Below are 12,902 nucleotides of genomic sequence, written 5' to 3' on the forward strand. Positions count from 1 at the left end.
GACCCATGGCTCGAAAGAGCCGTCACAATCTCTCGCAGCCCCGAGGCTCCAGAAAGTTGGCCGTACAGCATCGCCACGAATTGCGACTTGGTCGGCAGCCGCCGTACCCGCGCATCCGCATCATGTTCTTCCACAAGCCCTTCAAACTGACGCCACGGCATCAGCTTCAGGACGTCGCGAAATACTGTATTGTGGTGCGGCATGGCGCTGATCTCCTGTCGTGTCCCGGAACGCTTGCAGACGTCCAGAACCGACTAGAATCAACGCCATGCGCCTTGTCCACAAAATCTAAACCGGACAGCCGTGGGACAAGCCCGGCCATGACGGAATCGTGCACGGTGGCGGAACGTCAGCCCTGTGCCGGCGGGCGGCCCACGCTCTCATAGATGAAGCCGGCCGCCGCCATTTCTTCGGGACGGTAGATGTTGCGCAGATCGACAATGACGGGCTGCACCATGGTTGCCTTCAGCCGGTCCAGATCCAGCGCGCGGAACTGGGTCCACTCGGTGACGACCACCAGCGCGTCGGCGCCCTCCGCGCAGGAATAGGCATCCTCGCAATAGGTGATGCTGGGCAGCTCGCTTTTGGCCTGCTCCATGCCGACGGGATCGAACGCCTTCACCTTCGCGCCCATGTCGAGCAGGCCGGTGACCAGCGGGATCGACGGCGCATCGCGCATGTCGTCGGTGTCGGGCTTGAAGGTGAGGCCGAGCACCGCGATGGTCTTTCCGCGCAAGGAGCCACCGAGCGCCTGGCTCACTTTTCGCGCCATCGCGCGCTTGCGGTTCTCGTTCACGGCCAGCACGGATTCGACGATGCGCAAGGACACATCGTAGTCCTGCGCGATCTTGATCAGCGCCTTGGTGTCCTTCGGGAAACATGAGCCGCCGAAGCCGGGACCGGCGTGCAGGAACTTGGTGCCGATCCGGTTGTCCAGCCCAATGCCGCGCGCGACCTCCTGCACGTTGGCGCCGACTCGTTCGGAGAGATCGGCGATCTCGTTGATGAAGGTGATCTTGGTCGCGAGGAACGCATTCGCCGCGTATTTGATCATCTCGGCGGTGCGGCGCGCGGTGAACATCAGCGGCGCCTGGTTCAGTGACAGCGGGCGATAGATGTCGCCCATCACCTTGCGGCCGCGCTCGTCGGAAGTGCCGACCACGACGCGGTCGGGGAATTTGAAGTCGCGGATCGCGGCGCCCTCGCGCAGGAATTCCGGATTCGAGGCAACGACCACGTCAGCCCCGGGATTGGCTTCGCGGATAATGCGCTCGACCTCGTCGCCGGTCCCGACAGGCACGGTCGACTTCGTCACAACGACGGTGAAGCCGGACAGCGACTGCGCGATCTCCTTGGCGGCGGCGTAGACATAGGAGAGATCGGCGTGACCATCCCCGCGGCGCGAGGGCGTGCCGACCGCGATGAACACGGCATCGGCATCAGCGACCGGCTTCGCCAAATCCGTCGTGAAGTCGAGCCGCTTGGCCTTCACATTCGTGGCGACCAATTCGTCGAGGCCAGGCTCGTAGATCGGAATCTCGCCGCGATGGAGCGCCGCGATCTTCTTCTCGTCCTTGTCGACGCAGGTGACCTCGTGACCGAAATCCGCAAAGCAGGCGCCGGACACCAGTCCGACATAACCCGTGCCGATCATCGCGATGCGCATGAAAATTCCTGTTCTAGCTTGGTTAATGAAACCCAATCCGGGAGCGGTTTAGCATTTTCCCGTCGGGAAGGAAGAGCCCGCGCTGAGAAACCGGCACGAGACTTGTATCGGTAAAGAAGTCGGAAACCACTGGGGCCCACACTGCCCCACGCCCGTACATACCGGGCGGAACACGCCTCGAAAAGAGACATATGACACCATCGGACACGTCAGCTGCAAGCGGGGGGCTTTTCAAAGCCTCCGCTGCCGCGCGTGTCGATTGGGTCGACTATGCCAAGGGCATCTGCATCGTCATGGTGGTGACGATGCATTCGGTGCTGGGGGTCGAGCTTGCCGCCGGCGAGACCGGTTTCATGCATGTCGTGGTGGCCTTCGCAAAGCCGTTCCGGATGCCGGACTTCTTCCTGATTTCCGGCCTGTTCCTGCCGCTGGTGATCGATCGGGACTGGCGAACCTATCTCGACCGCAAGGTGGTGCATTTCGCTTATTTTTATGTCGTCTGGGTGACAATCCAGTTCGGCTTCAAGGCCCCCGCCTTTGCCGCTGAAACCGGCTGGCGCGAGGTCGGCCTCTTGTATCTCGAATCCTTCATCGAGCCGTTCGGCACGCTCTGGTTCATCTACCTGCTGCCGGTCTTCTTCATCGTCACGAAAGTGACACGCCAAATCCCGCCGCTCGCGATCTGGCTTGTCGCTGCCGCGCTGGAGACGGCCCGCGTCACGACCGGCTGGACCGCAATCGACGAGTTCTGCGCGCGTTTCGTCTATTTCTATTCCGGTTTCCTGTTCGCGCCTTACGTGTTCGCACTGTCGGATCGCGCCAGGAAGCACCCCGCGCTGTCGCTCGTGGCTCTCGCGACCTGGGTGTCGGTCGATGGCGGCCTCGTCGTATCAGGCGCCAGCGAATGGAGGATCGTCTCGCTCATGCTCGGCTTTGCCGGTGCGTGCGCGATCATCACGATCGGCACGCTGCTGGCGCGCGCGCATTGGTGCAATTTCCTCCGCTTTTGCGGCGAGCATTCGATCGTGATCTATCTCGCCTTCTTCCTGCCGATGGCGGCGACGCGGACACTGCTGCTGCACACCGGATTGATCGCCGACATCGGCACGGTGTCGCTGATCGTCACGGTTCTCGGCGTGCTGGGATCACTCGCGATCTGGCGGGCCGCGCTGCGGCTGCACGCGGACTTCCTGTTCGAGCGCCCGGATGCATTCTGGATCGCCCCGAGGAAAGCCGGCACCATTTTGCAGGCCGCGGAATAGGCCGCTCACGGTCGAAGATACAGGGCTCCCGTCGTCCGTCCGGCTTCCAGGTCGGCCTGCGCCAGCGCGGCGTCCCGCAGGCTGTAGGCCGTCCCGCTTACCTGCAGCACACCGTCGCTGATCGCCGCCAGCACACGCCCGGCGGAACGGCTGTATGCATCGGCATCGTTCATGTGGGCCATGACGCTCGGCCGCGCCAGCATCAGGCTGCGCCGCGGTCCGAGATCATGGAGATCGAGTGAGGGGATCGGCCCGGCGGATTGACCAATGCTCGCAACGACGCCGAATGGCCGCACGCAGCCAAGCGTCTTCTGCAACGTCGTGCCGCCGACGCCGTCATAGGCGACATCGACGCCTCGTCCGGCCGTGAGACCGGCGACGCCTGCGGCGAAATCGGCGTCGCGCCCGACGATCAGGTGAGAGGCGCCGGCAGCGCGGGCGATTTCGACCTTCGCCGGTGAGCCGACCGTTCCGATCACGACCGCCCCGAGCGCACTGGCCCAGCGCGTCAGCACCTGACCGAGCCCGCCGGCTGCGCTATGCACGAGGATCGTCGTACCCCGACCAACCGGGAAAATGCGCGTGAGCAACATGTCGGCCGTGATGCCCTTGACGAACGCTGCGGCAACGGCCTCATCCGGCAAGCTCGCCGGAAGCTTCACGCAGCGCCAGGCCGGCAGGTTGCGTTCGGAGGCATAGGCGCCAACCGGTGCGCCCGCATAGGCGACGCGGTCCCCGGGCTCGAGGCCAGTCACCTCGGTACCGACAGCCGCAACGACGCCGACCGCCTCGACCCCGGGAATCCGCTCGGGCGGCAGCGCATAGAGGCCGATACGCTGATAGATGTCGATGGAATTGACGCCGATCGCGGTCTGCCGCAGCCGGATTTCGCCGCGCCCCGGCGGCGGCAGATCGGCGCTCGCCAGTTCGAGCTGGTCGACGCCACCGGGCGCCTTCAATCTCACGATCACGGCCATGTCCAAGTCCTCCTGTCGATGATGGAAAGGACTATGGGACAGCGTGAAGATCTGCGAAACCGCTCATAACAGAGACCTTATTGTGAGAATTTGCACAGATGGACTGGACCGACCTGCAGCACTTCCTGGCGCTCGCACGCGAGGGCACCTTGTCTGCCGCGGCGAGGAGCCTGAACGTCGACCACGTGACCGTGGCCCGCCGCGTCGCTGCCCTGGAAGCCTCCATGTCGCTCAAGCTCGTGGACCGCAGGCCGCGCAGCTACGAGCTCACCGAAGACGGCAAGCGCCTTGCCAAGATCGGGGCACCGATGGCCGAGACGGCGTTTGCGGTGGAGCGCGCCGCATTGGCCTCGAAATCCGAGATCGGCGGCGAGATCACGATCAGCGCGCCGCCGTCGCTCGCCAATCTCCTGATCGCGCCGCGGCTGGTGCGGCTGCGACAGCAGCATCCGGGCATCCGGATCAAGCTGATCGGCGAGAAGCGCACGGCCTCACTCAATCGCCGCGAGGCTGATCTGGCGCTTCGGCTGTCGCGTCCGACGGAGCCGGGATTGGTTGCCCGCAAGATCGGCTATTTCGAGTTCGCCCTCTACGGCTCGCCCGACTATCTGAAGGCCACGCCCGCGCGTGCTTTCGCTTTCGTCGCCTACGATTCCAGCATGGATGAGGTTCCGCAACAGCGATGGCTGATGCGCTTCGCCGGCGCGCGCGAGATCGTGCTTCGCACCAACGATCTGGAGAACCAGGCCGCTGCCGCCAGGACCGGAATTGGGCTCGCGGCGTTGCCGAAATTCCTTGGCGAGCCCGACCCACGGCTGGAACGCCATGACGTCGGTGGGCGCCCCGTCGGGCGCGAGATCTGGCTGGTCCTGCATCGCGACCTGCGCCGTACGCCCGCGATACGCGCGGTCGCAAGTTTCATCGAAAGCTGCCTGGCCTGATCTCACGGCCTTGCCGGCCGCGTGATTTGTCTGTGCGAGTCGGCAAAATTGCTGGATGTCGAGGCTGTCTTTTGCCGCAAAAATTCATACATTGCGGCCATGCCAAAAACCTCTTCGAAGATATCAGCCAAAGCCGACACCAAGCCCGTTGCCGCGACAGCTGCTGCCAAACCGGTCGCAGCCAAGGCGGCTGGAAAAGGCGACCACGTCTTCCTGGTCGACGGTTCCTCCTACATCTTCCGCGCCTATCACGCGCTGCCGCCGCTGAATCGCAAGTCGGACGGGTTGCAGGTCAATGCCGTGCTCGGTTTCTGCAACATGCTGTGGAAGCTGCTCCGCGACATGCCCGAGGACAACCGTCCGACGCATCTGGCGATCGTCTTCGACAAGTCGGAGATCACCTTCCGCAACAAGATCTATCCCGACTACAAGGCGCACCGGCCGCCGGCGCCCGACGATCTGATCCCGCAATTTTCGCTGATCCGTGAAGCCGTTCGCGCCTTCGACCTGCCCTGCCTGGAACAGGTCGGCTACGAAGCCGACGATCTGATCGCAACCTATGTGCGCCAGGCCTGCGAGCGCGGCGCGAGCGCAACCATCGTGTCCTCCGACAAGGACCTGATGCAGCTCGTCACCGATTGCGTCACCATGTACGACACCATGAAGGATCGCCGCATCGGCATTCCCGAGGTGATCGAGAAATTCGGCGTGCCGCCGGAGAAGGTCGTTGAGGTGCAGGCGCTGGCCGGCGATTCCACCGACAACGTGCCTGGCGTTCCCGGCATCGGCATCAAGACCGCCGCGCAGCTGATCGTCGAATATGGCGATCTTGAACAGCTCCTGTTCCGTGCCTCCGAGATCAAGCAGCCGAAACGGCGCGAGGCGCTGATCGAGAATGCCGAGAAGGCGCGGATCTCACGCCAGCTCGTGTTGCTCGACGACAAGGTCGATCTGGAGGTGCCGCTGGACGATCTCGCCGTTCACGAGCCCGACGCGCGCAAGCTGGTCGCCTTCCTGAAGGCGATGGAATTCACCACGCTGACGCGCCGCGTCGCCGACTATTCGCAGATCGACCTTGCCAGCGTCGATGCCGATCCCGGCTATGCGAGCGGTGCCAGCGTGTTCTCGCCGCTGCCGCCGTCGGACGTCGTGCCCGCCCCGGGCGCCGGCACTCCGGCGCAGGCCCGGCCGAGCGAGCGCAACACATCGGCGGGCAAGGAGGACAAGGCGGCTAGTCCGAAGGGCGCGCCGATTTCGCTCGCGGTTGCGCGCGAGGAGGCGCTGCGCAAGCTGCCTGTCGACCGCAGCAAGTACCAGGCGATCAAATCGGTGAAGGAGCTCAACGCCTTCATCAGCCGCATTCACGACGCTGGCCACGTCGCCATCGAGACGAGAGGAAACTCGATCGATCCGATGCAGGCGGATCTCTGCGGCATTGCGCTGGCGCTGGCGCCGAACGAGGCCTGCTACGTGCCGCTCGCGCACAAGCGGTCCGGCGGCGGCGCCGGCCTGTTCGACGCCGGCCTTGCGCCGGACCAGGTCACGCATGACGACGCCATCGAAGCGCTGAGGCCAGTGCTGGAATCGGCCGGCATTCTCAAGATCGGTTTCGACGTCAAGTTCACTGCCGTGATGCTGGCGCAGCATGGCATCACCTTGCGCAACACCGACGATGCACAACTGATCTCCTACGTGCTCGACGCCGGCCGCGGCTCGCATGCGATCGAACCGCTCTCGGAGCGCTGGTTCGGCCACGCCATGTTGAAGGAGAGCGAGTTGCTCGGCAGCGGCAAGGGCAAGATCACCTTCGACCAGGTGCCGATCGAGAAGGCAGCGCCGCTGTCGGCCGAGGGCGCCGACATGGCCTTGCGGGTCTGGCGCGTGCTGAAGCCGCGCCTCACAGCAGAGCACATGACCACCGTTTACGAGACACTCGAGCGTCCGCTGGTATCGGTGCTCGCGCGCATGGAACGGCGCGGCATCTCGATCGACCGCCAGGTGTTGTCCCGGCTATCCGGCGACTTCGCCCAGACTGCGGCGCGCGTCGAAGCCGAAATCCAGGAGATCGCGGGCGAGCCGGTCAACGTCGGCAGCCCCAAGCAGATCGGCGACATCCTGTTCGGCAAGATGGGCCTGCCAGGCGGCACCAAGACCAAGACCGGCGCGTGGTCGACCACCGCACAGGTGCTCGACGAGCTGGCCGAGCAGGGCCATGATTTTCCGCGCAAGATTCTGGAGTGGCGCCAGGTCTCGAAGCTGAAATCGACCTACACCGACGCACTGCCGACCTATGTCAACCCACAGACCCATCGCGTGCACACGACCTACGCGCTGGCCGCGACCACGACGGGCCGGCTGTCTTCGAACGAGCCGAACTTGCAGAACATTCCGGTGCGCACCGAGGACGGCCGAAAAATCCGCCGCGCCTTCATCGCGACGCCGGGCCACAAGCTCGTCTCTGCCGACTATTCGCAGATCGAGCTGCGGCTGCTGGCTGAAATCGCCGACATCCCCGTGCTGAAACAAGCGTTCAAGGACGGCCTCGACATTCACGCGATGACCGCGTCGGAAATGTTCGGCGTTCCGATCAAGGGCATGCCGAGCGAAATCCGCCGCCGCGCCAAGGCGATCAATTTCGGCATCATCTACGGCATCTCGGCGTTCGGCCTCGCCAACCAGCTCGGCATCGCGCGCGAAGAGGCGTCGGCCTACATCAAGAAATACTTTGAGCGCTTTCCCGGCATTCGCGCCTATATGGACGAGACGCGAGATTTCTGCCGGAACCACGGCTATGTCACTACGCTGTTCGGCCGCAAGTGCCACTACCCCGACATCAAGGCCTCGAACGCTTCGGTGCGCGCCTTCAACGAGCGCGCCGCGATCAACGCGCGGCTGCAAGGCACCGCCGCCGACATCATCCGCCGCGCGATGACGCGGGTGGAAGATGCGTTGGCGCAGAAGAAGCTCTCGGCACAGATGCTCTTGCAGGTGCATGACGAATTGATCTTCGAGGTGCCCGACGCCGAGGTCGAGGCGACGTTGCCCGTCGTGCAACACGTGATGCAGGACGCACCGTTCCCGGCCGTGCTGCTGTCGGTACCGTTGCATGTCGATGCGCGCGCGGCGAACAATTGGGACGAGGCGCATTAGGGGGGCCGTCCCGATGAAAATCGCCGCCATTTCCGGCAGCCTGCGCGCGGGTTCGAGCAACACGGCCGTGTTGCGCGCAGCCGCTCGGCTCGCGCCAGATGGTGTCGAGGTGATGCAGTTCGAAGGAATTGCAGGGCTGCCTTTCTTCAATCCGGATCTCGATGATGACAACGTGCCTGCACCGGTCGGCGCCATGCGCGAGATGATCGGCAGCGTCGACGGGCTGCTGATCTCGAGCCCTGAATATGCCCGCGGCGTCGCTGGGGTCTTGAAGAACGCGCTCGATTGGCTTGTCGGCAGCCACGAATTTCCCGATAAGCCCGTCGCGCTGATCAACACGTCGCCGCGCGCGACACACGCGCTGGCCGCCCTGAGGCTGACGCTGGAGACGATGTCGGCCCGCCTCGCCACGGACGCCTGCCTGACACTGCCGCTGCTCGGCGGAGCCTGGGACGAGCACAGCATCGCCGCTGATCCCGCCCTCGCAGAGCCGTTGCGCGTGGCGATGGAGCGTTTCGCGGCCTTCATCAGCACCGTGCAGGCCTAGGCGTCGGACCGAACGAATTGTCCTCCGTGCAATTGCGCGATGGCCTCACATCGCCGCGCATATTAGAACCGGCGCAGCTCCCGCACCGGTTCGATCATGCCCCACACCTCGGCCTTGCTCGGCTTTGCCCTCGTCTGCCTCGGACTCGTGCTCACGCCAGGGCCGAACATGATCTATCTGATCTCACGCTCGATCACGCAGGGACCGGCGGCCGGGATCGTCTCGCTCGGCGGCGTCGCGCTGGGCTTCCTGTTCTACATGCTGTGCGCGGCGTTCGGCATCACGGCGCTGCTGCTCGCGATTCCCTTTGCCTATGACGCGCTGCGCTTTGCCGGTGCCGGCTACATGCTCTGGCTCGCGTGGCAGGCGGTGAAACCGGGCGGTCGCTCGCCGTTCCAGGTGAAGCAGCTCGCGATCGACAGCCCGCCCAAATTGTTCGCGATGGGGCTCGTCACCAACCTGCTCAACCCGAAGATCGCGATGTTGTATCTGGCGCTGTTGCCCCAGTTCATCGATCCCGCCGCCGGCAGCGTGCTGACGCAGTCGGTGGTGCTGGGCGCGATCCAGATCGTGATCAGCATCAGCGTCAATGCGATCATCGCGCTGGCGGCCGGATCGATCGCGCTGTTCCTGGCCAGGCGACCAAGCTGGATGCTGGTGCAGCGCTGGGTGATGAGCACCGTGCTGGCCGGGCTTGCGGTCAGGATGGCGGTCGAAGCGCGGAAGGTGTGAGCTTTTTCTTCCTTCTCCCCATGCGGGAGAAGGTGGCGCGAAGCGCCGGATGAGGGGTTCTCACAACGCGCAATACCGTTCGTGAGGATAGAGACCCCTCAGCCCGTCTCGCCGCTACGCCTCGAGCCACCCTCTCCCGCAAGGGGAGAGGGTAAGAGCGCCCTCAATCCAGCTTCGCGTCCATGCCCCGCTTCACGGCCGGACGCGCCATCAGGGCGTCGTACCAGCGCCTGACGTTGGGGAAGTCGGCGAGCTCGACCTTGTGGCGGGGATGCCGCCAAGCCCAGCCCAGGATGGCGAAATCGGCGACCGAGAGATCGCCGGCGACGAAATCGCGCCCCTCCAGGCGACGGTCCAGAACGCCATAGAGCCGACGCGTCTCAGCCATGTAGCGCTTCAATCCGTAGCCGCGGTCCTGCTCGTTCTCCAGCGCGATGAAATGATGCACCTGGCCCGGCATCGGGCCGAAGCCGCCCATCTGCCACATCAGCCATTCATAGACCGGGATGCGCGCACCGAGCGATTTGGGCAGGAATTTGCCGGTCTTTTCGCCGAGATAGAGCAGGATCGCGCCTGATTCAAAGATGCTGACCGGCTTGCCGTCCGGGCCCTCGGGGTCGAGGATCGCGGGGATCTTGTTGTTGGGGGACAGCTTCAGGAACGCCGGGGCCATCTGCTCGCCCTTGGTGATGTTCACCGGGACCACCCTGTAGGGCAGTCCCATTTCCTCCAGCGCGACCGAAATTTTGCGGCCGTTCGGCGTGTTCCAGGTGTGCAGCTCGATGGTCATTGGCCTGTTTTCCTTCCCGGGATACCAGGCATCCACCTACCCCAGATAGTTGCACAGCCACAACCGGCGGACCGGGATGGCCGATCCCTGTTGACGGGGGCGCCCCCCTCTGGAATGTCACGGCCGTCGCGGATAAATTCCGCCACCTCTCAAACCCTGTTCGAGGGACCCCCGTGTCGAAATCTGCCTCCCGCGCCCGCCTCTTCGAAATCATCCGCCGCCGTTCCTTCGGCCGGGGCGAGGTGACGCTCGCGTCGGGCCGCAAGAGCGATTTCTACTTCAACCTGAAGCCGACCATGCTCGACCCCGAGGGCGCAACGCTGCTCGCCGAGCTGACCTATGAGACGCTGAAGGACGACAATCTCGATTACATTGGCGGCCTCGAGATGGGCGCAGTACCGCTCGCCGGCGCGCTGGCGCAGATCTCCTGGATCAAGGGCCATCCGATCGCGGCCTTCTTCGTGCGCAAGAAGCCGAAGGAGCACGGTGCCAGGCTCGCGATCGAAGGTCTGCCGAAAGGCGAGACGCTCGATGGCAAGCGCGTCGTGATCGTCGAGGATGTCACCACGACAGGCGGCTCGGCGATGAAGGCCGTGGAATCCGTGCGCGAGACCGGCGCGGAAGTCGTGCTGGTGCTGACCATGGTCGACCGCGAGGAAGGCGCTACCGACACTTTTGGCGCGGCCGGCCTGCCGTTCCGCTCGCTGTACAAGGCCTCGGAATTCCTGAAGGCGTGATCTCTCCTCTCCCCGCAAGCGGGGCGAGGTGAAGCAACCGCTCATTTACCATCCCGCTTTATGGTGAATCATGTGCTGAGGCCCCTGGAGGTCGCGGCCGGTTCAGTAGCGTCGGGTGGAGTAAGCGTTGCGTACGAATGTATCCCATGCACGCCGGCGGCGTTGCGCGATGCTGATGGCCGCCACCCTCGCAGCACCGCTGCTTGCGCCCCCTGCCCCGGTTGCGGCCGAAGGCTTGTTCGACTTCTTCTTCGGCGGCGGCCAACAGCGGCCGCAACGGGATGTTCCGCAGCCGTCGAGCTCGTTCGTCGATCCGTTCGGCAGTCAGCAGAATCCGGCCACTCAGCCGCCAACACGCTCGGCGTCGACTGGCGGCTCGGGCCCGGCCTTCTGCGTGCGCAGCTGCGACGGCAAATATTTTCCGCTGATGCGCGGCCTCGCCTCGCCGGCGCAGATGTGTCAGGCCTTCTGTCCCGCCAGCACCACGAAAGTGTTTTTCGGCTCCTCGATCGATGGCGCTTACAGCCAGACCGGCGAGCGCTACGCCGACAGCGAAAACGCCTTCGCCTATCGCAAGGCGCTGCGCGCGGACTGCACCTGCAACGGCCGCGACCCGGCGGGCCTCGCTCCGGTCGATCTGACGCTCGATGGCTCGCTGAAGGCCGGCGACGTCATCGCCACCAGCGATGGCCTCGTCGCCTATACCGGCGTTCGTCTCGGCAATGACCAGACCGCCGAGTTCACCCCGGTCGCCTCCTATCCCGGCCTTACCGCGCAGGTCCGCGCCCGACTCGGGGAAATGAAGGTGGCGCCGGTGCGCGCGGAGACCGTGGCAGCCGATGCCCCGGCGGCCGAGATCGTGCGCGAGGCATTGCCTGATGTGACTGATGTGCCGAAGACGGCGAAGTCGGCGAAGCGCGCAGGGCTGGATTAAGGTCCGGACTCTATCCAAGCCGTCACTGCGAGCCGTCATTGCGAGCGAAGCTCCTCGCAATGACGGCAGGATGGAGCATCACCGCCCGATAATCACCCCGATCACGTTCGGCGCCGCCAGATATTTCTCCTCGATGGCCGCACGCGCGGCGGCGCGGTTATCCGGCGTCAGCAGGCCGCGCTTCTCGGCGAGGATCATCCAGCAAAAGCCCCACCAGTCGGTCAGCAGGCCGGTCTCGCCGACGAGGTCATAGCCCTGTTCGGCCGCGAAGATGCGCGCATGCGCTTCGTCCAGCGTGTCGAGGAAGTGGTGATCCTCGGCCGCGAACAGATCGTCGCTGATGTCGTCGATGGTGTAGCCCCAGATCGACTGGCACACCGCGTTGAACTCGCGGTCGAACTGGTCGTCATCGACGGCATGGCGCCGCGCCGCCTGATGCAGCCGCGACAGCGACCGCGCGAAATCGGCGATCCGGGTGAGGGCAAATTGATCGAAGGCAATAGTGGACATGTAGTCCTCGCGACTGACGTCAGACCCCAGATGTTGTGTCGGCAACGTACCGAATCACTATGATATATCAAAGACTTGCTAAATTGTTCTTAATTTGTTCTGATGTTGAGATCGGTCGGGCTTAATTTGACAGCCGGGGTAATGGGTCCAGGCTTTCGCCAGGACGACGATGTGGTAAGAGCCCTCGCCGGGACGACACAAACCGTGCTGCCCAAACCCCCTCAATTCACCGCCGACAACAGCCTGTCCCCGCACGCGCTCGCGTAGAACTTGCCGCCGCATTGGCGCTTGATGGCGGCGCAGCGCGCGGCGGGTGTTGCGAATTGCGGGAGAGAAACGGCGCAACTGAGAGCGTCGCTGCGGCCGGTCTTGCCAGCGGCAAGGGCGGCGCTGGAGGCGGTGATGCAGATGACGATCAGGGCCGCGGTGGCGATTTCGATCAGCAGTCTCATGAGGCCTCTCCTCCATGATGATGGCTGAATTGGTTCCCAAACTAGCACCAATCAGCTTTCTAGCGCCGAATCAGCGTTCCTCCGTGCTGGCCCGGGTTCCCAAAGCGGCCCGTTCCTTGCATAATTTTACGGCAGCGCGGTGCCCTCCCGCACCAGCGATGGTTCCGGTGCGGGAGCAATACGCGTAGGTGTTAGTGGTGTGTT

13 protein-coding genes are annotated in these 12,902 nt (G+C 64.3%); 7 read left to right on the forward strand and 6 right to left on the reverse strand.

What is annotated here, in order from left to right; genetic code table 11:
* The coding region (locus BM222_RS24020) for a DUF4372 domain-containing protein (RefSeq protein ID WP_143106025.1) at positions 1–203 on the reverse strand (203 nt) is incomplete at its 3' end.
* A 146-nt stretch (positions 204–349) separates the two neighbouring features.
* Complete coding sequence (locus BM222_RS24025) at positions 350–1,666, reverse strand: UDP-glucose dehydrogenase family protein (protein WP_092233105.1); 1,317 nt, start codon at positions 1,664–1,666, stop codon at positions 350–352.
* A gap of 191 nt (positions 1,667–1,857) precedes the next feature.
* On the opposite strand from BM222_RS24025, the gene BM222_RS24030 reads away from it, so the two are divergent.
* Positions 1,858–2,928: an acyltransferase family protein gene (locus BM222_RS24030; RefSeq protein ID WP_092233108.1), complete on the forward strand. Its 1,071-nt coding sequence runs from the start codon at positions 1,858–1,860 to the stop codon at positions 2,926–2,928.
* 5 nt (positions 2,929–2,933) lie between these two features.
* On the opposite strand, the gene BM222_RS24035 is transcribed toward BM222_RS24030, so the two are convergent.
* Positions 2,934–3,905: a quinone oxidoreductase family protein gene (locus BM222_RS24035; RefSeq protein ID WP_092233109.1), complete on the reverse strand. Its 972-nt coding sequence runs from the start codon at positions 3,903–3,905 to the stop codon at positions 2,934–2,936.
* 98 nt (positions 3,906–4,003) lie between these two features.
* Between BM222_RS24035 and BM222_RS24040 the strand changes: the two genes are divergently transcribed.
* The 4 genes from BM222_RS24040 (at position 4,004) to BM222_RS24055 (ending at position 9,275) form a co-directional block, all read left to right on the forward strand.
* A complete protein-coding gene (locus BM222_RS24040) occupies positions 4,004–4,846 on the forward strand; it encodes a LysR family transcriptional regulator (protein ID WP_092233112.1) in 843 nt (280 codons plus the stop codon).
* 99 nt (positions 4,847–4,945) lie between these two features.
* On the forward strand, positions 4,946–7,996 hold the full coding sequence (gene polA / locus BM222_RS24045; protein ID WP_092233431.1) for a DNA polymerase I: 3,051 nt from the start codon (positions 4,946–4,948) through the stop codon (positions 7,994–7,996).
* A gap of 13 nt (positions 7,997–8,009) precedes the next feature.
* Positions 8,010–8,543: an NADPH-dependent FMN reductase gene (locus BM222_RS24050; RefSeq protein WP_092233114.1), complete on the forward strand. Its 534-nt coding sequence runs from the start codon at positions 8,010–8,012 to the stop codon at positions 8,541–8,543.
* 96 nt (positions 8,544–8,639) lie between these two features.
* On the forward strand, positions 8,640–9,275 hold the full coding sequence (locus tag BM222_RS24055; protein WP_092233117.1) for a LysE family translocator: 636 nt from the start codon (positions 8,640–8,642) through the stop codon (positions 9,273–9,275).
* A gap of 163 nt (positions 9,276–9,438) precedes the next feature.
* Here the strand turns inward: BM222_RS24055 and BM222_RS24060 are convergent, their stop codons facing one another.
* A complete protein-coding gene (locus BM222_RS24060) occupies positions 9,439–10,065 on the reverse strand; it encodes a glutathione S-transferase family protein (protein ID WP_092233118.1) in 627 nt (208 codons plus the stop codon).
* Positions 10,066–10,238: 173 nt separating this feature from the next.
* Here BM222_RS24060 and pyrE point away from each other — a divergent pair, with 173 nt between their 5' ends.
* Together pyrE and BM222_RS24070 are read left to right on the forward strand one after the other, a co-directional pair.
* Positions 10,239–10,802 carry an orotate phosphoribosyltransferase gene (gene pyrE, locus BM222_RS24065; RefSeq protein ID WP_092233122.1) on the forward strand — a complete coding sequence of 188 codons (564 nt, stop codon included), beginning with the start codon at positions 10,239–10,241 and terminating at the stop codon, positions 10,800–10,802.
* Between the two features lie 169 nt (positions 10,803–10,971).
* Positions 10,972–11,736 (forward strand): DUF2865 domain-containing protein, encoded by a 765-nt coding sequence (locus BM222_RS24070; RefSeq protein WP_092233125.1) that lies wholly within the window; start codon positions 10,972–10,974, stop codon positions 11,734–11,736.
* A gap of 78 nt (positions 11,737–11,814) precedes the next feature.
* Here the strand turns inward: BM222_RS24070 and BM222_RS24075 are convergent, their stop codons facing one another.
* Together BM222_RS24075 and BM222_RS24080 are read right to left on the reverse strand one after the other, a co-directional pair.
* Entirely contained in the window at positions 11,815–12,246 is a 432-nt protein-coding gene (locus tag BM222_RS24075) for a hypothetical protein (protein ID WP_092233128.1), read from the reverse strand.
* Positions 12,247–12,467: 221 nt separating this feature from the next.
* Positions 12,468–12,698, reverse strand: a complete 231-nt coding sequence (locus BM222_RS24080; protein WP_092233131.1) for a hypothetical protein — start codon at positions 12,696–12,698, stop codon at positions 12,468–12,470.
* Positions 12,699–12,902: the final 204 nt, after the last annotated feature.

It is taken from the genome of Bradyrhizobium sp. Gha (assembly GCF_900113735.1).
GTDB lineage: Bacteria > Pseudomonadota > Alphaproteobacteria > Rhizobiales > Xanthobacteraceae > Bradyrhizobium.

Bases quoted from the DNA above. Each gene is read 5' to 3' on its own strand.
- BM222_RS24025 (WP_092233105.1), bottom strand. From the start codon at position 1,666: ATGCGCATCGCGATGATCGGCACGGGTTATGTCGGACTGGTGTCCGGC.
- BM222_RS24030 (WP_092233108.1), top strand. From the start codon at position 1,858: ATGACACCATCGGACACGTCAGCTGCAAGCGGGGGGCTTTTCAAAGCC.
- BM222_RS24035 (WP_092233109.1), bottom strand. From the start codon at position 3,905: ATGGCCGTGATCGTGAGATTGAAGGCGCCCGGTGGCGTCGACCAGCTC.
- BM222_RS24040 (WP_092233112.1), top strand. From the start codon at position 4,004: ATGGACTGGACCGACCTGCAGCACTTCCTGGCGCTCGCACGCGAGGGC.
- polA (WP_092233431.1), top strand. From the start codon at position 4,946: ATGCCAAAAACCTCTTCGAAGATATCAGCCAAAGCCGACACCAAGCCC.
- BM222_RS24050 (WP_092233114.1), top strand. From the start codon at position 8,010: ATGAAAATCGCCGCCATTTCCGGCAGCCTGCGCGCGGGTTCGAGCAAC.
- BM222_RS24055 (WP_092233117.1), top strand. From the start codon at position 8,640: ATGCCCCACACCTCGGCCTTGCTCGGCTTTGCCCTCGTCTGCCTCGGA.
- BM222_RS24060 (WP_092233118.1), bottom strand. From the start codon at position 10,065: ATGACCATCGAGCTGCACACCTGGAACACGCCGAACGGCCGCAAAATT.
- BM222_RS24070 (WP_092233125.1), top strand. From the start codon at position 10,972: ATGCTGATGGCCGCCACCCTCGCAGCACCGCTGCTTGCGCCCCCTGCC.
- BM222_RS24075 (WP_092233128.1), bottom strand. From the start codon at position 12,246: ATGTCCACTATTGCCTTCGATCAATTTGCCCTCACCCGGATCGCCGAT.
- BM222_RS24080 (WP_092233131.1), bottom strand. From the start codon at position 12,698: ATGAGACTGCTGATCGAAATCGCCACCGCGGCCCTGATCGTCATCTGC.